This window comes from Alloalcanivorax dieselolei B5 (assembly GCF_000300005.1).
GTDB classification, from domain to species: domain Bacteria; phylum Pseudomonadota; class Gammaproteobacteria; order Pseudomonadales; family Alcanivoracaceae; genus Alloalcanivorax; species Alloalcanivorax dieselolei.
On the sequence record NC_018691.1, the window covers coordinates 4,776,623 to 4,795,454 of the forward strand.

Here is an 18,832-nt window from a genome sequence, read left to right on the forward strand (position 1 = left end):
CGCCCAGCGTTCCTGTTTGTGTTTGCCACGGCCTCTTCTCTCAGCTCACCAGGCCCGGCAGCCACAACGCCAGTTGCGGGAAACTGCTCAGCAACAGCAGCAACAGCGCTTCACACAGCAGGAACCAGAGCAGGCCTTTGAACACGGTGCCCAGAGCCACCTGGTCGCCCACCACGCTCTTCACCACGTAGACGTTCATGCCCACCGGCGGCGTCAGCAGTCCGACTTCAATCAGCTTTACCACCAGCACGCCAATCCAGATCAGATCCATGTTCAGGGCATTGAAGACCGGCAGGAACACCGGCAGGGTCAGCAGCATGACCCCCAGCGGATCCAGGAACATACCCAGTACCAGGTAAACCAGTACCAGTGCCAGCAACGCCCAGGCCACGGTCATATCCATGGACGTCACCAGTTCCACCAGTCCGGTGGAAAGGCCGGCCATGGCCAGGAAGCGGGTCAGCATCACCGCACCGATGGCAATGAAGAAAATCGAGGCGGTGGTCCGCAGGGCTTCCGCCAGCGATGCGCAAAACGCACGCCAGGGCAGACGCCGCTGCAGCAGCGCGATGGCCAGCGTCATGGCGGCGCCCAGGGCGCCGGCTTCGGTGGGACTGGCGACACCGCCATAGATACTGCCGAGCACGCCCAGCACCAGCAGCGGCAAGGGCCACACCGCGCGCAGACTGGCCATGCGTTCCGCCCAACTGACCTGCTCATGCCGTTGCGGCGCCAGTTTCGGATTAAGCCAGCAACGGATCACGATCATCGAGGCGAAGAAAACGGCGGTGAGCAGGCCGGGAATAACACCGGCCAGAAACAACTTGCTGATCGACTGCTCGGTGTACCAGCCGTAGATAATGAACAGGATCGAAGGCGGGATCAGCGCTCCCAGGGTGCCCGAAGCGGCCACGGTGCCGGTGGCGAGCCCCCGATCATAGCCGTAGCGGAGCATCTCCGGAATGGCCAGCCGCCCCATGGACGCGGTGGTGGCCATGGAAGAGCCGGATACCGCGGCGAAACCGGCGGAGCCGAAGTTGGTGGCCAGGGCGAGCCCGCCAGGCACTCGCATCAGCCAGAGCCGGGCGGCGTCGTAGAGCAGCCGGGTCAGGCCGGAGTGGTAAGCGAAAGCCCCCATCAACAGGAACATGGGCACCGCCGACAACGTCCAGCTGGCGCCGAATTCATAGGGCATGGCGCGCAGCATGCCCAGCGCCGGGTCAACACCACGCAAAACCACGATACCCCCCAGGGATACCACGCCCAGGGACACCGCAATGGGCACTCGCAAGGCCATGAGCAGGAGCAGGATGCCGACGCCGCTCAGGCCGATCATCATATCGGTCATGACATATTCCTCAGGCCACGGTGTCGTCTTGGTCCCACGCGGAGAACGGATTGACGGGCTCCAGTGAGCGCTGACCGGTGACGAGCATGATCAGGTCGTCCACCGCATGCAGCAGGAACAGTGCCGCCATCAACAGGCCGCCAGCGGGCACCAGCCAACGGGCCGGCCACACCACGATCTCGCCGACACCGGCGGTCCAGGTTTCGCCGATCAGGGTCATGTCCCAGGCTTCCAGGATTCCCATCCAGATCAAAACGCCCACGTAAATCAACGCCACCACGTTGCCAAACAGATCGAGCGCCGCCAGCGGGCGTTCGCCCATGTGCCGGGTGAACAGTTCCACGGTGATGTGATCACGGGTATAGGTCAGCAGCCCCAGGGGCAGGAAAATCAGCGCCACCATGTAGTAGTTGGCGACCAGTTCCAGGGTGCCGTCGATGGGGTGGTTGGCGAGCCAGCGCAGCAGCACATCCAACGTCACCTGGCCCATCATCACCAGCATGGCGCAGGCGGCGACCAGGGCGAACCCCTGCACCAGCCGCATCAGCAGATGGTCGAGAGCCTTCATGGTATTTCCTTAAACAGGGAGGCTTGAAAGGGAGGGCATGGCGGCCACCAGTGGATGGCGCCGCCCGCCGCTCGGGTCGGTTACAACTTGGAGAAAATTTCGTCCTGCAGTGCCTGCTGATAGGCGTCGTAGTCACCGTCCATATCCGCTACCCGCTTCTCCCACTTGCTCAGCGTGTCGAGGAAACCTTGCAGGAATGCGGCCGGATCGTCGCCGCCGACGCCGCGCTCTTTGGCCAGCGCCAGCACCCGTTTGAATTCAGCGTCCACATGGTCGGCGAGTTTTTTGCGTTCGGCGGCACTGGGCTCAGCGAACACCACACCGCTGGCCTCGCCATCGGAGCGAGCCTTGGCGGAATCCGCCTCGTACCCTTCCGTGACATCACGGACCAGTTTCGCCAGCTGGGAGGACACCAGAGCGCGCTCCTCGTCCGACAGTTTCTTCCAGGTCTTGTCGTTCACCTCCAGCACGGACGCGCCATAGTAGGAACCGAACGGCATGTCACTGACCCACTTCACCACTTCCTTCAGATTCAGGGTGTGCATGTACGCCAGCGGGCCGACGTTACAGTCCGCCTGACCGCGTTGCAGCGCCTGATAGATGTCCTCGGTGGGGACCGCGACGATGGTGGCGCCGAACTGCTCCACCCAGTTCACCAGCGGCGTACTGGTGGCCCGCACCCGCTTGCCGGCCAGATCGTCCAGGCTGTCGAGCTCCTGGCGGCATTCGAAGTGATAGGGCGCGGAGCCGTAAAACGCCAGCGGCCGGGCGTTGTGTTTCAGGTGCTCCTGCATGCACTCGGGGCATTTGAGCAGGTAGTACTCGTTGGCGGCGGCGGCGGCCACACGGGCATCGCTGACCGCCAGCATCAGCGAGGCGATGGTGTCGGTGGCGGGAATCTGGCTGGTCACCCAGGCCGGAACCACCAGGCCGGAGTCGACGATGCCGCGCTGGATCGTGGACAGGGTCGCCGGCCCTTTGGCCATCACGCCACCGGAATAGATGGTCAGCTTGAGATCACCGCCGGACGCCTCTTCCAGGCCTTTGGCAAGCGGTTCGATGCCCTTGGCCACGGTAGTGTGGTTGCTCGGGAACGGGGAAGAGTAGGACAGGTTGGTGGCGGTGGCGGCACCGCTGAACAGCATCAGACAAAAGGCGGCCACACCGGCCGTACGGGGCGTCAAAGTCATGGTGTACTTCTCCAGGGGCCCAAGTACGCATCCACGGCCCCAATCGGTTGATTGTTGTTGTCATCACCGGGCCGCACCGTCGGCTCGGCCCATTTATCACACTGCCCGCCCAGGCCAATGGAGACAATTCAGTTTTCCCTAAGTCTGCCTTCAGGAGGGGTGAAGGCCGCGTCCGTCGCCCGCTGGACCCGTTTGCCGTTGGCCACCATGTCACGCACCAGCCGCACCAGCTCCCCGAACCGGGCCACCACCGCATCCGGGCGATGCGGGTGGCGCGGCGATCCGGGGAAGATCTTGTCCAGCCAGGACTGCGACCATTGGGCGCCGTTGTAGAACACGGCGGTGACGCCGGCTTCCTTGCCCGCGATCACGTCGGTGGTGCTGTCGCCCAGATACCAGCAGGAGGGGCCCGGCTGCTGCCCAAGCCGCCGCTGTGCTTCGAGGATCATATCCGGGGCGGGCTTTCGGTGCGCCACGTCATCGCCACAGACGATCACGTCGAACAGCTCGATCCAGGCCCCGTCCTCCAGCCGGCTCAACTCGTGCTCCAGATAGTCCCTTTTGCGATTGCTGATGATGCCCATGGGAATGCCCAGCTCCCGCAGCCGGCGCAGCTGTGAGGTGGTATCCGGCTCCAGCGCATGGACATCGTCCACGTACTTCTTGTAGCAGTCGTCGAAAGCCGCATGGATACGGGCTTTGGCGTCCTGATCCGAGCCGAACAGGACTTCGAAGATATCGGTGCGCGAGATTTTGCGCTGGGCGGTGATTTTCGGGTGCAGGCGGTGGTGGTCACGGACGTATTTGACCAGACGGGCGTCTTCCAGCGTCTTCGACTGCTCGGTGGTCAGCAGCCGGTCACGCAAGCCCAGCGCTTGCAGACGGGGCAACACATCGTCGATGGCGTGATACATGGCGTCATGGGTATCCACCAGGGTGGCGTGCCAATCCATCAGTATCGCCGTGGGCACCGCCTGGGGAAGCTGCAGAATACTCATGATCCCTCCAACACCCGTTCTCACGCAATGTAAGGTACTCGACATCGCCATGCAGCATAGCATGCCCTTTTTACCATTCCGGGACAGCGGCGGGTGGCCAGTACCGCCATCATTCAATACCATTCGCATCGCCCCCCTGGAGCCTGTTCAAAGTCTCTACGCCACCGGGGCGAAGGGAAAGGAGCCCGCATGCGCATCAACCCCGTCTGGCCCCGCATCGCCGCCTTGCTGTGTCTGATCGTGGCCGTTGTCCTGACCGGGCTGGCCTGGACCATCGCCAGGACCGCCTCCCCGTTTTTTCTGGACCGCTACGCCCAGGCCGGCGTTCACCTCTTTTTTGCCGTCCTGCTCCTGATTCTGGCGTTGACGCTGCTATTGCGCCGGCGTCCGCGCGGCCCGCTGCTGATACTGGCCGGGATCGCCGTACTGATGTTGGCCGCCTCGCCAATGAGGCTGGTGCAACTGGACTGGGGCGGCGAAGGGATCACCGTGTCGCTCCGCTCTCTGCCGGAACTGGTGAGTGACGGCTGGCAGCGTCAGTCCATGACCACCGAACTGGTGAACTTCAACGAGCCTGCTTCCGGACCCACGGCCTGCATTGATGAACGGGTGGAAGCCCGGGGCCTGTTTCGATTCCAGCAACGTTATCGCTGGCAGACGCCGGAGGCCCTGACTGAGTCGCGCACCGGAGGGATGGAGGAATGCCTGCGCTTCCGCCGCCAGCTGGTGGCGCAACTGGATGGGCTGGAAGGCGCTCTGGTGCAGGGCGATGCCGACCGGGCCAGAGCCTTGCTTGATCAACATCACGCCGAGAAAGGCCGGCTCGCGCTGCAACTGACCGATGTGGGCGAGCCACTGCGCGGGGAGTTGGCGAAACTACTGCACACCGATCCGGCGTCTCCGGCGCCGCTCACCCTGCTGGACATCGCTCTGGCGCTCGGCAGCCGGCCACACATCCAGGGCTGGCTGAAGCCGGACGACGCCCGCTGGTATCAACGCTATGCCCTGTTCAAACTGGATCTGACCGATCTGGTACCGGTGGAGGCGCAGCGTGAGGACACTGGTTTTGGCTGGCGCCGGGATGATCCGATGTCCGTCTCCCACTTGCGCGAGACCGGCGGCTACCGGAGATTCGACTACACCGCGGCCAATCTCTACTGCGACGCGGACTACGCCCGTTTTCTCAAGGAGCAAGGGCTCGCGGTGCCCGCGGACAGCGGCGTGCTGCAGTTGTTTCTGTCCCGGCTCTGGGCCACGACGCCAAAAGGCGCCTCCGATGTCTCCCGGCGCATCGTCAGCGTCAACCTGCCCAATCTGCCCAGCCAGGCGAAGAACCCGCGGGATTGCGTGGCGCTGGCCCGCTTCTATACCGATCCGGAACCTTCCGAGCACGTGATCACGCTACTGCGCCGGGCCACCGGTGCCAGGGTGTTCAATCAGCAGCAGAAAATGCTGGGCGCCGAGTTGGACAAGCTGTCCCGGGAGGAGCGCTACGCTCCTGACGGCAAGGCGGCACGACGGGTCTATCAGCAATTCGAGTTCAGCAAGAAGACCCTGCCCCTGCCGCCGATCGTGCCCATGTTCACCGCGGTGCTGGAGACGCGGCGGGACACCAACGCCCTGTGCCAGGCGTTGTATGTGATGCCCTGGATGGTGGGCCACGACAGTGCCCTGGAGACGCTCTACGACCTGGCCCGGCAGTGGCGCGGCGAACCGATCCGCCTGGACATGGCCGGCCCGCCGGAGGACGTCTGCTCATTGGGCCTGATGCTGCCGCCTGGCGGCTTCGAGCGTCAAACCCGGGAGCGAAACCAGTTCCTGGAGCAGGCGGAGCTGCCCTGCAAGGTGGTGCTGCCCGAGGGCACCTACACTCACAGCGAACGACTGGAGTGCCGCCATGAGCAATGAGCGTACCGTCGAATCGCCTCTGTATCGTCCGGCAGCGGGGCTGATTCTCGCCATTGTGGCGACGTTGGGCTGGACCGCCCTGACTTTGCTGTCACTGTTGCTGGATTGGGACTATCTGGCCCCGGGCTACCGGACCATAGGTGATGACATCAGCGCCGCCGGCGCCCAGATCTGGGGCCTGCCCTGGCTACTGGGGCTGCTGACGGCGGCCTCCACCATCGTCACCGCGCTTTTGTTTATTCGCCAACTGCGCGGACGGAGGCCCGGGCTGATCTTCACCATCACGGCGACCCTGGTCTTTTCCGCGCTGCTGTTACTGCTGGCACCGCCGGCCGTGGACTTCCAGGTGCGCTACTACCATGGCCCCGGAGACCGCACCATGGTTCTGTTCACCGGCCACCGCACGCCGCTGTTCCGCTACGGCGAGAACCATGAGGAGAGCACGCTGTATGGGGAGGGCCATAGAGACAACCGCCACTTTGTCTGTCTGACGGATCGCACCTGGAAAGTCGGCGCGATCCGGGTCAGCCGGAGTCTGTTCCCGATTCTCGACAAGGAGAACCAGCAGCGCATTCTGGAGAGCCGATGCCGGGAACGGTGAGCCCGGTTCAGTCGGGATCCACCAGACGGGCACCGCTGCCTTCTTCCGCCAGTTCGTCCATGGGGTTACGCAACGGACAGGCGGACAGGGACAGGCAGCCGCAGCCGATGCAGCCACTGAGTTGATCCCGCAACAGGGTCAGCCGTTCGATGCGCTTGTCCAGATCCTCACGCCACTGGGCCGACAGGCGCCCCCAGTCCTTGGCATTGGGGGTACGCTCCTCCGGTAAGGTGGCCAACGCCTCGGCGATTTCCGCCAGCGGAATGCCGGTACGCTGGGCAATCTTGATCACCGCCAGCCGCCGCAGCACGTCGCGAGTATAGCGCCGCTGATTGCCGCTGCTGCGGCGGCTCTGGATCAACCCCTTGGCTTCGTAAAAATGAATGGCGGATACCGCCAGGCCAGTGCGTTCGGCCACCTGGCCCACGGTGAGCGCCTTGCCCAGATTCTCCGCATTCAGCCTTTCCATGATTCACCCTTGACCTTAACAATGCTTTAGGTTTTAGCGTTTTCTTCCTGAATTCGCAATACCTTGGTGGTATCGTCGTTTCTCGTTCCCGGCATCACCGGACCGTCGATTTAATTAAAGCCTGTTCGACCAGAAGCAAAGCAGCATCACAAGGAGCCCCCGTGGATACGGTTATCTCGGTCAGAAATCTCAACAAGACCTACGACTCGGGTTTCCAGGCGCTGAAACAACTCGACCTGGACATCCGTAAAGGCGAAATCTTCGCCCTGCTTGGCCCCAACGGTGCCGGCAAGACCACCCTGATCAGCATCATCTGCGGCATCGTTCGCCCCACCGCCGGCACCGTGCTGGCCGGCGGCTTCGACATCCAGCAGCAATACCGGGCGGCGCGAAGCAAGATCGGCCTGGTGCCACAGGAGCTCACCACCGACGCCTTCGAGACGGTGTGGGCAACGGTGACCTTCAGCCGCGGGCTGTTTGGCAAGCCACGCAATCCGGCCCACATTGAACGGATACTCAAAGACCTGTCCTTGTGGGACAAACGCAATGACAAAATCATGGCGTTGTCCGGCGGCATGAAGCGGCGGGTGATGATCGCCAAGGCGCTGTCCCACGAACCGGAGATCCTGTTCCTGGACGAACCCACCGCCGGCGTCGACGTGGAGCTGCGCCGGGATATGTGGCAACTGGTGGAACAACTGCGCGAGCGCGGCGTCACCATCATTCTGACCACCCACTATATTCAGGAAGCCGAGGAACTGGCCGACCGTATCGGCGTGATCAACCATGGCAAGCTGGTGCTGGTGGACGAGAAAAACGCGCTGATGCAGAAACTGGGCAAGCGCGAACTGCATGTGCAACTGGCGACGCCGTTGACGCGAATCCCTGACGCTTTATCGGCCCTGCCACTGACGCTGTCCGAGGACGGTCTGGAGATCACCTTCACCTTCGATGCCCGCGACGAGCAAAGCGGTATCGCGCCGTTGTTGCGTCAGTTGGAGGACAACGGCATCGAATTCCGCGATCTGCGCACCCGGGAAAGCTCTCTGGAGGATATCTTCGTGCACTTGGTCCATGAGTCCCGCAATGCTGAAACCACGGCCGGGAGGGAGTCCGCATGAATCTCCATGCCATTCGCGCCATCTACCTGTTCGAGCTGGCCCGCACCTGGCGCACGCTGCTGCAAAGCATCGCCTCGCCGGTGATTTCCACGTCGCTGTACTTCGTCGTATTCGGTTCCGCCATTGGTTCCCGCATGGTGGAGATCGACGGTATCAGCTACGGCGCGTTCATCATTCCCGGGCTGATCATGCTGATGCTGCTCAACGAGAGCATTTCCAACGCCTCGTTCGGCATTTACATGCCACGTTTCTCGGGCACTATCTACGAAGTCCTGTCGGCGCCGGTGTCCTATGTGGAAATCGTCACCGGTTACGTCGGCGCCGCCGCCAGCAAGTCGATCATTCTCGGCCTGCTGATCCTCGCAACCGCGCGGCTGTTCGTGGACTTCCATATCGCCCATCCGGTGTGGATGGTGACGTTTCTGGTACTCACCGCGGTGACGTTCAGTCTGTTCGGCTTCATCATCGGAGTCTGGGCGGATGGCTTCGAGAAGCTGCAGATCATTCCGATGATGATCGTCACGCCACTGACTTTTCTTGGCGGCACTTTCTATTCGGTGAACATGCTGCCGCCGGTGTGGCAAACGATAACGCTGTTTAATCCGGTGGTGTATCTGATCAGCGGCTTCCGCTGGAGCTTTTATGGCGTTGCCGACGTCAATGTCGGCATCAGTCTGGGCATGACCGTGTTGTTCATGGTGCTGTGCGTGGGGGGGATCCACTGGATTTTCAAAACCGGTTATCGCCTGAAGAACTGACGATGTCAGCGGCGGGTTGAGCGATCCTCGTCGCTGTCGTCACCCAGCAGCTCGTCCAGCTCTTCCTGGCTGAGGTAGTCCAGATCCCAATGGCTGGTGTACCGTTCCTTCAGACGGTGACGGCCGCGATGCAGATCCTCCGGCTCGTCACCGGCATGGGCGGCGCCGGAGCCTTCCTCCGGCGCCGCTGACGGGGGGCGATGGAACCAGCGTTTCAACCAGGCCAGCATGAGTACCTCGCTTGGCTTCCCGGAAGCCATTGGCCGCGCTTTTACCCGGAGTGAATACCGGGGTAATCACCAAACTGACGGACATAGCATGAATCTGCAACTCACGGACCTGCTTTTGCTCAGCGCCCTGTGTATCGCCGCGGCCCTGTTCTGGCGCGCCCAGAAGATTCGCGAAAGCGCCCTGTTGGCCACCCGCCGGCATTGCCAGAGAGAAGACGTGATGTTGCTGGACGAAACCGTGGCGCTGCGCCGTGTGCGGGTACGTCGCGATCCGGGCCGAGGGCTTTGCCTGCTGCGCTGCTACAGCTTCGAGTTCACCGTCACCGGCGGCGAACGTTACCAGGGCGAGACCCGGATGCTGGGACCAAGGGTGCTCAATATCACCCTGCCGCCGCATCGCTTCAGTCCCGAGGACCAACGCCTGCATTGACCCCAAAAAAAACGCCCCGGGAATCACTTCCCGGGGCGTTTTTCGCTTCGTTGCAAACCCTTCATTGCAAACCGATGGGATCAGGTCCAGCCGAACAGCAAATCCAGCAGGCTGCCCAGCAGATCACCGAGAACAGGAACGTCCTGCAGGGCATCTGCAATCGGGCTCAACAGCTGCTTCAGCAGGCTGTCATTATCCCCGGCCAGGGTTTCCAGCAAACCGGCCAGCGGATCGCCCAGCGCCGGGACTTGCTCCAGCAAGTCGCCCACGGTCGGGACCAGAGCACCGCCATCACCGACCGGGCCGTCGAGGACACCGCCAAGCAGGCCGTCCAGATCAAGGTCACCGCCCAGCGCGCCGCCCAGCAGACCGGTCAGCAGATCGCCCAGCACCGGAATGTTCTCCAGCAAGGACAGATCAGGCTCGAAGCCGCTATCACCGCCGGGCAGGCCGCCGCCGAGAGTACCCAGCAGTTGGTTCAGCAGATCACCCAGTACCGGGATTTGATCCAGAGCACCGGTGAGCATATCCAGCGGATTGCCTTCACCGCCACCCAGGCCACCGTCGGCCAAGCCGAGCAAGGTGCCCAAGAGGGGGTCGAGTACGTCACCCAGCACCGGAATCTCACCCAGCAGACCGGTCAGACCGGACAGCTGGTCACCGGCACCGGCCAGGCAAGACAGGGGATTACCGGATTCGCAGGTCAGCGCGCCCAGTACTTGCTCGAGTACGTCGCCCAGCACCGGTACTTGATCCAGCAGGCCGGTCACGGCTTCCAGATCGCCACCGGTCAGGCCACCCAGCAGCCCTTCCAAATCCAGCGGCAGGCCGCCGTCACCACCGATGTCACCACCGAGGATGCCGCCAATGATATCGCCCAGTACCGGAATCTCGCCGGTCAGTTCACCCAGCATGCCCAGGTTTTCCAGCAGGCTGGTGAGCGGATCGGAACCGTCGCCCGGAAGCGGCAAGCCACCTTCCAGCAGACCGCCCAGCAGATCGCCAAGAACCGGAATACCGCCCACGGCGTCGGCGACCGGGCCCAGGCCTTCACCGATATCCAGCAGGCAGGTCAGTTGGTTCTCACCGTCCTCACAGTTGCCGCCCAGGCCAACTACGTTGGTTACCGCACCCAGCACTTCCGTCAGGCAGGCCGCCGGATCAAAGTCAGCAGCGTTAGAAGGGTTGGTCGCCACCGGACACAACGCCATGGAAACGGTGTTCACGGTGCCCAGCAGCAGCTCGCCACTAGCCAGGTTGTTGGCCACGCCGGTCAGACAAGTCTGCGGGTTTAGCATGTCTTCACAACCGAGCAGGCCGACCACGCCCTGGAGAGTATTCGGCGTATCCTTGAGCACCTCAACCAGACAGCTCACTGGGTTGCCGTCCGCGTCCAGTGAGTTTTGCGGACACAGCGCCTGGGTCACCGGGCTGGTACCGTCCAGCAAACCGGTGATGGTGTTCTTCAGGTAAGTACCGCTTTCCAATACACAGGCTTGCAGGAAGTCTGGATTGGTGGCGCTTCCCAGCAGGCCGGATTCGGTGTCCGCTACCGCGTTGGCACACAACAGACCCAGCAGGTTGTCGTTGCTCAGGGAAATGTTTTCGAGCGCTTCATTCTGACAAGTCAGAACATCAATCGCATCGCCCAGATTGGAGTCGATCAGCGAGCCAGGACATACGGAAGCGGTGAAGTGGTTGTTGCTATCGATCAGCGTCAACAACTCAGCTTCTTCTTCAGGAGTCGGCTCGTCCGGCTCGTCGGGGTTATCGGGATCATCCGGGTCATCGGGATTGTCCGGGTTATCGGGGTCATCCGGATCGTCAGGGTTATCGGGGTTGTCCGGGTTATTCGGGTTTCCCGGGTTGTTCGGATCGTTCGGCGTACCGCCGCCACCACCACCGCCACTGCCACCACAGGCGGCCAGGGCGACCACCATCAAACACAGTAGCAGGCCTCTTGCCATGGACGTAATCATCGCTTCCACCCTCATTGAGTAACCATTGTTCGAAAAATTCAGGTCATTCAGTGACCAGGGTTGAGCTCCCCGTCCCCCTGAAAACCGATGAACCTCGAATGAACGAATGTACAAAGGGTGGCTATGAAAAAATGTAGAACGTGATTTACGTCATGTTAACGGCACGTGCTCAGGTAACCCCGCGGTTTCCGTTGTCAGCGGTTGTAACCAAATTGTGATTTTTGTCTCATCAATCGAGAGAGCCGCGTAACAAGACTGGACGGCCAGCAGGACCCGAAGAGGGGTCAGCTGATCTCGATCATCACCCGGTGGCGATAAGCGGGGCGCTCAGCCAGACGGTGATACCAGGCTTCCAGATGAGGCAGGTCCGGGCGCTGATCATCCAGTTCAAACCACGGATAGCTCAGGCAGCCCAGCGGGATATCGCCCATGCCAAAGTCATCGCCGGACAGGTAGGGCTGTCTGGCCAGAGCCAGGTCCGCCACCGCCAGTTGTTCGCGCAAAACCCGCAGTCCCCGTTCCATGGCCGCCGAATCACGGGTCTCCGGAGTCTTGCGCACCCGGTTGATGAACCAGTCCTTGTAGGCACCCACCAGGGTGGTGGAGGCCCAATCCATCCATTTGTCCGCGCCGGCCCGGCGTTTCGGATCCGAGGCGTACACCCGGCCCGCGCCGTACTGAGCGCCGAGATAACGAACGATGGCATTGGATTCCCACAACACCAGGTCACCGTCCTGCAGGCAGGGAATCAAGCCGTTCGGATTCATTTCCCGATACACCGGCTCATCCAACCCGCCGTAGCGGCCACCAAGCGGCTGATGCTCCACATCGAGCCCCAGTTCGTCGGCGCACCAGAGCACTTTCTTCACGTTGGTGGAATCCGCGCGGCCCCATACTTTCATTACGGTTCTCCCGTTACGGGCCGGTGCCGCCCGGGCACCGGCTCAGCAATGATCAGCCGTCCAGCTTGTTCAGATGCACGTCCATTTGCGGGAACGGAATGCCGATACCGGCCTCATCAAAGCGGCGTTTCACCTTCTCGGTGGTATCCCAGAGTACCGCCCAGTAATCCGCGTTCTTCACCCACGGACGGCAGAGGAAGTTCACGGAGCTGTCCGCCAACTCGCCCACAACGATGGTCGGGGCCGGATCCTTCAGACACCGTTCGTCCTCGGCAAGCACTTCCTGCAGAATCTGCTTCACCTTGCTCAGATCGGCGGAGTAACTGACGCCAAACACCATATCCACACGGCGGGTGGGCATCTCGCTGTAGTTGGTGATATCGGTGGCCAGGATAGCGCCGTTGGGCACGGTCACCACTTTATTGTCCGGCGTGTGCAGGATAGTGGCGAAGATGCGTACTTCCTTCACGGTGCCGGAGGTGCCCGCGACTTCCACATAATGGCCGGTACGGAAAGGCCGGAACATGATCAGCATGACGCCCGCGGCGAAGTTGCCCAGAGAGTCCTTCAGTGCCAGACCCACGGCCAGGCCGGCGGCACCGACGATGGCAACCAGAGAGGTGGTTTCCACTCCGAGCTGATCCAACGCGGCGATCACCACGAACATGAACAGCAGAATGTGGATGATGTTACCCAGGAAGTTGGCCACCGTGGGATCCAGGCGCTTGCCAAGCAGGCCTTTACTCCAGTTGACAATGCGCTTGGCCACCCAGATACCGATGACGAAGATCACCACCGCCATGGCGAAACTCCAGGCGTATGGCATCAGGTTTTCATTGATGAATGTTTCGATCTGTTCCATGTACCCACCTCTTTTCCTGAAAGCCCGAGATTCTACGTGAATGAAAGGGCTGTATCCTCGGCGACATCCCCATTCATGGGTAGCCTTCGGGCCGGTGTTTTTACATAAAATTCATGGTCCGCCGATACCGGCGCGCACCGGCGGATACCTCTCAGCCCAGCTCGGCCAGCACGGTTTCCGCGCTGCTTTTGTCCACGCCTTTGGCGTCCACGCCCAGATACTTCACCACGCCGTCCTCGGCGATCAGGGCAAAGCGCTGACTGCGGATACCGAGCCCGGCGCCGCTGGCATCCAGCTCCAGGCCCAGGGCACGGGTGAACTCGGCGTTGCCGTCCGCCAGCATGGTGATGTGTTCGGCGTTCTGATCCTGCTGCCAGGCGCCCATGACAAAAGCGTCGTTCACCGCCATGCAGGCGATGGCGTCCACTTTCTCCAGCAACGCATCGGCGTTCACCACGAAACCGGGCATGTGGGTCACGGAACAGCCGGGGGTAAAAGCGCCGGGAACGGCGAACAAAACCACCTTGCGGCCTTTGAAGAAATCGCCGGTGGGCAGGTCTTCCGGCCCTTTGGCGCCATTGGTTTTGATGGTGACGTCAGGCAGCTTATCGCCAACGGATATAGTCATGATCAGGTCCCGCTTGGTTGTCGTTGAAGCCAGGGCGCGCTCCGCGCCAGGAAATCCGGGTCAATGTAGCATGCTATCCGTGATCGCTCCCAGCATCACCGGCATGGCCGGGCCCGGTGCCGACGGCAGAAAGACATCGCGGCCCTTTTCATAGTGAAAAGGGCCGCGACACACTTGCTCAATGGGACCTAATCTCTTCTTAGCGACGCTGCCGCCACCATCCGCCCAGCAACAGAATCAGGAACGGCAGCCAGGCCAACGGTCCGAACGCGCCACCACCACCGCCGCCGCCCGTGGACGGGCGATGCCCCTTGAACATCGGTTGCGAACCATCAACCCGATTGGAAACCGGTGCTGCCTGTTCGCGCTGGGCCTTGGCCAGACGTTCGATATCGCGGCGTTTGGCGTTATCGCGATCAATACCATACTGCTGGAACATCTCTTCCCGCAGCACCACCATGGAGGTGTAGTTGGTGACCAGGCCGTACTCCAGGCCCAGATCGACGATACCGTTACGCAGGTCGGCGTTGTCACCGAAGTTATTGATCTCCCGTTGCATCCCCTCGATGGTGGCGTAGGCCCACAGCCGCTCCAGTTCCGGGTTGTCGCCGCCGCTGGCCGGAAACTCGAAGCGGGTTTTGTAGCGCCGTTTTTCGCCGCCCACCTCGGCGGTCAGCGTCACGTCCGCCGGGCCCTGGCCCCAATAGTGCCCCATCAGCACCATCTGGCGGCCCCGGTATACGGTGCCGAAGCGCTCGGGGATCATGTCGGCGGTTTTCACTCCGTCGATCTCTACTTTCACATTATTCATGGCCTGGTGGGTGACCTTGCTGGTGGCCAGCAGAATCTGCCCGACAATGTCATCGCTGTTGGAGACGTTCACCGCGAAGCCCTTGCTGGCGTCGGTGAGCGCGGTCAACATCGGCCGGTTGGCGCTGTTGCCCATGACGAAAGTGAACAAGCGGACGTCATGGGTCTCAAGCAAGTCGAGAAACTTCTTCTGATCGGTGACGCCGACGTTGGCGACGCCGTCGGTCACCAGCACGATGCCGGTGGGACGGTCCGCATCCAAAGGCCGTAGCGCCAGTTTCAGGCCATCGAACAGATTGGTGCCGCCCTGGGGGCCCAAGGCCTGAACCCGCTTCACGTAATGGCGCACGTTTTCCGGGTTCACCACCACATAGCCGTTGGTGAGCTCACTGGCGTGATCGTCAAACAGAACGATGCGGAAGCGGTCGCCGGGGCGCAGTTTACCCAACGCCTGACTGACCCCTTCGGCCAGCGTCGCCAGCTTGCCGTGCATGGATCCGGAAATATCCAGCACGAATACCCAGTCGCTGCCGGTGGTGATCGGTTGCAGATCGTCCCCGGGCGTCAGGCTCAGCATGAAGGTCCCGCGGGACGCGCCGGCGGCACGATAAGCCACTAGGTCCACGCTGCCCGGCAGATCCGCCGCGTGCCGCCAGTACACCACCACATCCTGGTCAAGTCGGAAGGCCGCCTTTGGCGCCGCCGGGTCCTCGCCTTCGCCAGCCGGCGCCACGCTCTCTTCCGTCCCTTCGGCGGCTCCGGCACGGCTGTCCAGCGTCACTTGCCATTGTTGCGGCCCCAGCTGTTTTACCTGAGCCTGTGGATGCTTGGGCAGACGCACCGCCTCCACCGGATAGCCGGTGCGCAGGTTCATGGTGAAGGTGAAATGCTGCTCCACTTTGTCGTTGGCGGTCCAGAATGACAGGCGCTCTTCATCCACGCCGCCCTCTTCCAGCGGATAGACATAACGGCCGATGCCGGTATCGACAAAAGCCGGTTGCAGATACACCAGCCGCACCCGGGTGTCCTGGCCCGCCCGTACCGGGTTGACGAGCACGTCGAAGGTGCGGTAATCGTCCTTTTCCATCAGACCGGCGTCGCGGCCCGCGGCTTTTTCCTGCTCGTAGACCTCGCGGGCTTTTTGCTTCTCCAGCACCTCGCCGGTGACCGGTTTGCCGTCGATCCACACCGTGAACTCCGCCACCGCCGCCTGGCGCGGTACCGGGAAGCTGTACCAGGCCTCGAAATCGCGGTCGTGGGGGTTGTGGAACACCTGCTCCACCTCGGTGACCGCGTAACCGTCCTCCACATCCACGGTGACATGCTGCTCGCGAATGCTCAGCGGCGGCTCACTGCCGTCCGCCGGAGTCATCAGGCCCGCCGCCGCCACGATCTTCGCGCTCATCACCAACGCCAGCCCCAACAACCAATGTCCGAAGGTTCGTCCTGTGAGTGTCATTGTCATTCCCCTTATTTGAACGTTGTTTAATTTAGACACAGGACAACCCGTTTATTAAACGATGTTCATTAACAAGATGTTTCGGACAGTGTTCAATTAGAGCGCTCCGTCGCTTTCTGGCGAATGGGGGGCTTCAGGAAGGGCGACGCAACTCGGTGGCCACGTCATTGATCAGAGCGGCGAAATCCGGTTTGGCCACCAGCGCCAGGATCAGGCTGAAAACACCGTTGATCAGGGCCAGCACCGCGTCGGCGTGGGCCAGACTGAGCACGATCACCAGCACCGACACCAGGTCCATCACGCCCAGGAACGAGAAGGCTCCCGCCTGCGCCTTCAGCGCCGCCAGCTCCTGGCCCTCGGCGCTCGTCGCCCGGGGGTCCTTCAGCGGCCGCGCGGCCACCGTTTGCGGGGCCAGCAGCACCTTGCGCAACGGCCGCGCCACCACCAGCACCAATCCCATGGCGCCCACCGCCACCATGCGGGCGGTGTCCGCCGGCACCAGTTCCGCCAGCGGCTGGAAGTGTCCGTAAGCCACCAGCAACGCGATGGCGACGCCCACCAGCAGCGGCGCCGACAGCACCGCGAACCACACCAGCGTCAACCGCCGGGCCAGCGCCCTTGTTTGCTCCGATACGGTTTGATTCGACATGGCACTTTGCTCCGCTATCAAGGGCGCCGGTCAGTCGCGGAAATTGTTGAACTGCAGCGGCAGTTCCAGCTTGGATTCCTTGAGCATGGCGATCACTTGCTGCAGGTCATCCCGCTTCTTGCCATTGACCCGCACCTGGTCCCCCTGGATCGATGCCTGCACCTTGATCTTGCTGTCCTTGATCATCTTGACGATCTTCTTGGCGGTGGGCTGGTCGATGCCCTGCTTGAAAGCCAGGGTCAGGGAGAAAGTCTTGCCGCTGTGCACCGGCTTGTCTTCCCGGTCGGCGCCGGCGGCGCTCAGATTCTGTTTTACACAGGCCTTGGCAAACAGCTCCTCGAGCTGGCGAACCTGGAATTCCGATTCGGTCTTCAGCGTCACCGACAGCCCGTTCTGTTCGATACTGGCTTCCACGCCGCGGAAATCAAAGCGGCTGGCCAGCTCCCGGTTAGCGTTATCCACGGCGTGGCGCAGCGCCACTTCATCGGTTTCGGAAACGATGTCGAAGGACGGCATGGTTCTTTCCTTGCTTCAGTTGATTCCGGCCAGGACGGCCCCGCGGGGGGATTATACGGGGTTTGCCTGAGGAGCGAAGCACCCTTGTTGCGCAACACGCAACATCTTATAATCCATCACCATGATCAAATCATTCCGCCACAAAGGACTGCAGCGGTTTTTCACCACCGGCTCCACCGCCGGTGTTCAAACCACTCATGCCAAGCGTCTGAGGATGCAACTGGCCGCCCTGGATACCGCAACGGTCATTGAGGATATGGATATCCCGGGCTTCTCCTTGCACCCCTTGAAAGGAAAAGCAAAGGGGCGCTGGTCCATCCGGGTAAGCGGAAACTGGCGTCTGACCTTTGAATTCAAGGACGGCAACGCCTATGTGTTGAACTACGAGGATTATCACTGATGAACATGCACCATCCCCCACACCCCGGTGAGTTCATCCGAGAGGTCTACCTGGAACCTCACGGTTTAAGTGTGCGTGCGCTGGCGGCAAAGCTGGATATCTCTCCCTCCTCGCTCAGTCGCGTCCTTAACGGGGCCAGCGGCGTGAGCCCGGAAATGGCTTTGCGCCTATCAAAAGCCCTGGGGCGAACTCCGGAAAGCTGGCTGGCCTTGCAGGACCTTTACGACCTCTGGCAGGCACGGCAACGGATCAATCTGGACAAGGTCCAGGCCATCGATTTCAAGGTTGCCTGAACCACCGGAACCCTTCTCCGCCGCAAGCGCGTTGCATTGCCGCGCCCGGCACAATCGCCGACACTAGCCGCCCCAATCACCATGAAGCAACGATCATGAGAGCCTTCGTGCTGCGCGCCCGAGCCGCCCCCACCGACAGTCGCCGCCTGCGCGAAGGTGTGGGACAGGCCGCCCATACCGAGATTCTGGCGCACAGCCTGATGAACGCCCTGTTCGTTGCGCAATCCCACCGCGACGATGTCACCGTCTACCTGGTACTGGAAAGCACCCAGGACTATTCACGCACCGTGGCTTTCGTCGCCGACGATATCCGTGATCTCGGCGGCTTCCACGAGCAGGCGTTGCTGGACAGGATCGCCACCGCCCTGGACGTGTCCCAGGGTATGGGCAAGGAACAAACCCGGACGGTGGCACCGGGTATTACCGTGAGTACGTTGAGTTTCGAGAAGCTGGTTCAGGACCTGGCCAACGACTACCAGCTTTATGTCATGGACAAGAAAGGCGAGCCGATCCAGGACGTGGACTTCCCCGACAATCCTTGCTTTCTGCTCACCGACCACATTCCCATGCCGAAGAAGAGCTTCAACAGCCTCAAGCGGCTGGGGGCGGAGAAAATCAGCCTGGGCCCGAAAATGCTGTTCGCGTCCCAATGCGTGGTGCTGATTCACAACGCCCTGGATATTCAGGGCGTGTAAAGCGGGTCCGCTGTTCCC

Annotated in this window: 21 protein-coding genes; 8 read left to right on the forward strand and 13 right to left on the reverse strand. The window is 61.9% G+C overall.

Annotated elements, in window-relative coordinates:
* Positions 1 to 40 precede the first annotated feature (40 nt).
* The 4 genes from B5T_RS21395 to B5T_RS21410 all read right to left on the reverse strand — a co-directional run bounded on the left by B5T_RS21395 (position 41) and on the right by B5T_RS21410 (position 4,104).
* Complete coding sequence (locus B5T_RS21395) at positions 41 to 1,348, reverse strand: TRAP transporter large permease (RefSeq protein ID WP_014996618.1); 1,308 nt, start codon at positions 1,346 to 1,348, stop codon at positions 41 to 43.
* A gap of 10 nt (positions 1,349 to 1,358) precedes the next feature.
* Positions 1,359 to 1,916, reverse strand: a complete 558-nt coding sequence (locus B5T_RS21400) for a TRAP transporter small permease subunit (RefSeq protein ID WP_014996619.1) — start codon at positions 1,914 to 1,916, stop codon at positions 1,359 to 1,361.
* Between the two features lie 80 nt (positions 1,917 to 1,996).
* On the reverse strand, positions 1,997 to 3,106 hold the full coding sequence (locus B5T_RS21405; protein ID WP_014996620.1) for a C4-dicarboxylate TRAP transporter substrate-binding protein: 1,110 nt from the start codon (positions 3,104 to 3,106) through the stop codon (positions 1,997 to 1,999).
* 128 nt (positions 3,107 to 3,234) lie between these two features.
* Positions 3,235 to 4,104: an HAD family hydrolase gene (locus tag B5T_RS21410; RefSeq protein ID WP_014996621.1), complete on the reverse strand. Its 870-nt coding sequence runs from the start codon at positions 4,102 to 4,104 to the stop codon at positions 3,235 to 3,237.
* A 189-nt stretch (positions 4,105 to 4,293) separates the two neighbouring features.
* Between B5T_RS21410 and B5T_RS21415 the strand changes: the two genes are divergently transcribed.
* Positions 4,294 to 6,012 (forward strand): hypothetical protein, encoded by a 1,719-nt coding sequence (locus B5T_RS21415; protein WP_014996622.1) that lies wholly within the window; start codon positions 4,294 to 4,296, stop codon positions 6,010 to 6,012.
* A complete protein-coding gene (locus tag B5T_RS21420) occupies positions 6,002 to 6,613 on the forward strand; it encodes a hypothetical protein (RefSeq protein WP_014996623.1) in 612 nt (203 codons plus the stop codon). The genes B5T_RS21415 and B5T_RS21420 overlap by 11 nt, the downstream gene beginning before the upstream one ends.
* 7 nt (positions 6,614 to 6,620) lie before the next feature.
* Here B5T_RS21420 and soxR read toward each other — a convergent pair whose 3' ends face one another.
* On the reverse strand, positions 6,621 to 7,082 hold the full coding sequence (gene soxR, locus B5T_RS21425; RefSeq protein ID WP_014996624.1) for a redox-sensitive transcriptional activator SoxR: 462 nt from the start codon (positions 7,080 to 7,082) through the stop codon (positions 6,621 to 6,623).
* Between the two features lie 161 nt (positions 7,083 to 7,243).
* Between soxR and B5T_RS21430 the strand changes: the two genes are divergently transcribed.
* Both B5T_RS21430 and B5T_RS21435 read left to right on the forward strand, forming a co-directional pair.
* Positions 7,244 to 8,203 carry an ABC transporter ATP-binding protein gene (locus tag B5T_RS21430; protein ID WP_014996625.1) on the forward strand — a complete coding sequence of 320 codons (960 nt, stop codon included), beginning with the start codon at positions 7,244 to 7,246 and terminating at the stop codon, positions 8,201 to 8,203.
* Positions 8,200 to 8,961 carry an ABC transporter permease gene (locus B5T_RS21435; protein WP_014996626.1) on the forward strand — a complete coding sequence of 254 codons (762 nt, stop codon included), beginning with the start codon at positions 8,200 to 8,202 and terminating at the stop codon, positions 8,959 to 8,961. Before B5T_RS21430 ends, B5T_RS21435 begins: the two co-directional genes overlap by 4 nt.
* 5 nt (positions 8,962 to 8,966) lie before the next feature.
* Here B5T_RS21435 and B5T_RS21440 read toward each other — a convergent pair whose 3' ends face one another.
* On the reverse strand, positions 8,967 to 9,191 hold the full coding sequence (locus B5T_RS21440; protein WP_014996627.1) for a hypothetical protein: 225 nt from the start codon (positions 9,189 to 9,191) through the stop codon (positions 8,967 to 8,969).
* 88 nt (positions 9,192 to 9,279) lie between these two features.
* On the opposite strand from B5T_RS21440, the gene B5T_RS21445 reads away from it, so the two are divergent.
* Complete coding sequence (locus B5T_RS21445) at positions 9,280 to 9,621, forward strand: DUF3301 domain-containing protein (RefSeq protein WP_014996628.1); 342 nt, start codon at positions 9,280 to 9,282, stop codon at positions 9,619 to 9,621.
* Between the two features lie 80 nt (positions 9,622 to 9,701).
* Here B5T_RS21445 and B5T_RS21450 read toward each other — a convergent pair whose 3' ends face one another.
* The 7 genes from B5T_RS21450 to B5T_RS21480 all read right to left on the reverse strand — a co-directional run bounded on the left by B5T_RS21450 (position 9,702) and on the right by B5T_RS21480 (position 17,426).
* The gene (locus B5T_RS21450) at positions 9,702 to 11,588 is read right to left on the reverse strand and encodes a hypothetical protein (protein ID WP_081586972.1); all 1,887 of its coding nucleotides are present in this window, start codon (positions 11,586 to 11,588) and stop codon (positions 9,702 to 9,704) included.
* Positions 11,589 to 11,884: 296 nt separating this feature from the next.
* Positions 11,885 to 12,502, reverse strand: coding sequence for a glutathione S-transferase family protein (locus tag B5T_RS21455; RefSeq protein ID WP_014996630.1), 618 nt, complete (start codon positions 12,500 to 12,502; stop codon positions 11,885 to 11,887).
* 52 nt (positions 12,503 to 12,554) lie between these two features.
* Entirely contained in the window at positions 12,555 to 13,364 is an 810-nt protein-coding gene (locus B5T_RS21460) for a mechanosensitive ion channel family protein (RefSeq protein ID WP_014996631.1), read from the reverse strand.
* A gap of 151 nt (positions 13,365 to 13,515) precedes the next feature.
* On the reverse strand, positions 13,516 to 13,992 hold the full coding sequence (locus B5T_RS21465; protein ID WP_014996632.1) for a peroxiredoxin: 477 nt from the start codon (positions 13,990 to 13,992) through the stop codon (positions 13,516 to 13,518).
* Between the two features lie 199 nt (positions 13,993 to 14,191).
* A complete protein-coding gene (locus tag B5T_RS21470) occupies positions 14,192 to 16,261 on the reverse strand; it encodes a VIT and vWA domain-containing protein (RefSeq protein ID WP_014996633.1) in 2,070 nt (689 codons plus the stop codon).
* Positions 16,262 to 16,394: 133 nt separating this feature from the next.
* Positions 16,395 to 16,910, reverse strand: a complete 516-nt coding sequence (locus B5T_RS21475) for a hypothetical protein (RefSeq protein WP_014996634.1) — start codon at positions 16,908 to 16,910, stop codon at positions 16,395 to 16,397.
* Positions 16,911 to 16,940: 30 nt separating this feature from the next.
* On the reverse strand, positions 16,941 to 17,426 hold the full coding sequence (locus tag B5T_RS21480; RefSeq protein ID WP_014996635.1) for a YajQ family cyclic di-GMP-binding protein: 486 nt from the start codon (positions 17,424 to 17,426) through the stop codon (positions 16,941 to 16,943).
* A gap of 121 nt (positions 17,427 to 17,547) precedes the next feature.
* Between B5T_RS21480 and B5T_RS21485 the strand changes: the two genes are divergently transcribed.
* The 3 genes from B5T_RS21485 to trmY all read left to right on the forward strand — a co-directional run bounded on the left by B5T_RS21485 (position 17,548) and on the right by trmY (position 18,814).
* Complete coding sequence (locus tag B5T_RS21485) at positions 17,548 to 17,826, forward strand: type II toxin-antitoxin system RelE/ParE family toxin (protein ID WP_026948751.1); 279 nt, start codon at positions 17,548 to 17,550, stop codon at positions 17,824 to 17,826.
* On the forward strand, positions 17,826 to 18,119 hold the full coding sequence (locus tag B5T_RS21490) for a HigA family addiction module antitoxin (protein WP_014996637.1): 294 nt from the start codon (positions 17,826 to 17,828) through the stop codon (positions 18,117 to 18,119). The genes B5T_RS21485 and B5T_RS21490 overlap by 1 nt, the downstream gene beginning before the upstream one ends.
* Positions 18,120 to 18,214: 95 nt before the next feature.
* Positions 18,215 to 18,814, forward strand: coding sequence for a tRNA (pseudouridine(54)-N(1))-methyltransferase TrmY (trmY, locus tag B5T_RS21495; protein WP_014996638.1), 600 nt, complete (start codon positions 18,215 to 18,217; stop codon positions 18,812 to 18,814).
* Positions 18,815 to 18,832 lie beyond the last annotated feature (18 nt).

Coding starts and splice junctions, on each gene's coding strand:
- B5T_RS21395 (WP_014996618.1), bottom strand. CDS start 1,348: ATGACCGATATGATGATCGGCCTGAGCGGCGTCGGCATCCTGCTCCTG.
- B5T_RS21400 (WP_014996619.1), bottom strand. CDS start 1,916: ATGAAGGCTCTCGACCATCTGCTGATGCGGCTGGTGCAGGGGTTCGCC.
- B5T_RS21405 (WP_014996620.1), bottom strand. CDS start 3,106: ATGACTTTGACGCCCCGTACGGCCGGTGTGGCCGCCTTTTGTCTGATG.
- B5T_RS21410 (WP_014996621.1), bottom strand. CDS start 4,104: ATGAGTATTCTGCAGCTTCCCCAGGCGGTGCCCACGGCGATACTGATG.
- B5T_RS21415 (WP_014996622.1), top strand. CDS start 4,294: ATGCGCATCAACCCCGTCTGGCCCCGCATCGCCGCCTTGCTGTGTCTG.
- B5T_RS21420 (WP_014996623.1), top strand. CDS start 6,002: ATGAGCAATGAGCGTACCGTCGAATCGCCTCTGTATCGTCCGGCAGCG.
- soxR (WP_014996624.1), bottom strand. CDS start 7,082: ATGGAAAGGCTGAATGCGGAGAATCTGGGCAAGGCGCTCACCGTGGGC.
- B5T_RS21435 (WP_014996626.1), top strand. CDS start 8,200: ATGAATCTCCATGCCATTCGCGCCATCTACCTGTTCGAGCTGGCCCGC.
- B5T_RS21440 (WP_014996627.1), bottom strand. CDS start 9,191: ATGCTGGCCTGGTTGAAACGCTGGTTCCATCGCCCCCCGTCAGCGGCG.
- B5T_RS21445 (WP_014996628.1), top strand. CDS start 9,280: ATGAATCTGCAACTCACGGACCTGCTTTTGCTCAGCGCCCTGTGTATC.
- B5T_RS21450 (WP_081586972.1), bottom strand. CDS start 11,588: ATGGCAAGAGGCCTGCTACTGTGTTTGATGGTGGTCGCCCTGGCCGCC.
- B5T_RS21455 (WP_014996630.1), bottom strand. CDS start 12,502: ATGAAAGTATGGGGCCGCGCGGATTCCACCAACGTGAAGAAAGTGCTC.
- B5T_RS21460 (WP_014996631.1), bottom strand. CDS start 13,364: ATGGAACAGATCGAAACATTCATCAATGAAAACCTGATGCCATACGCC.
- B5T_RS21465 (WP_014996632.1), bottom strand. CDS start 13,992: ATGACTATATCCGTTGGCGATAAGCTGCCTGACGTCACCATCAAAACC.
- B5T_RS21470 (WP_014996633.1), bottom strand. CDS start 16,261: ATGACACTCACAGGACGAACCTTCGGACATTGGTTGTTGGGGCTGGCG.
- B5T_RS21475 (WP_014996634.1), bottom strand. CDS start 16,910: ATGTCGAATCAAACCGTATCGGAGCAAACAAGGGCGCTGGCCCGGCGG.
- B5T_RS21480 (WP_014996635.1), bottom strand. CDS start 17,426: ATGCCGTCCTTCGACATCGTTTCCGAAACCGATGAAGTGGCGCTGCGC.
- B5T_RS21485 (WP_026948751.1), top strand. CDS start 17,548: ATGATCAAATCATTCCGCCACAAAGGACTGCAGCGGTTTTTCACCACC.
- B5T_RS21490 (WP_014996637.1), top strand. CDS start 17,826: ATGAACATGCACCATCCCCCACACCCCGGTGAGTTCATCCGAGAGGTC.
- trmY (WP_014996638.1), top strand. CDS start 18,215: ATGAGAGCCTTCGTGCTGCGCGCCCGAGCCGCCCCCACCGACAGTCGC.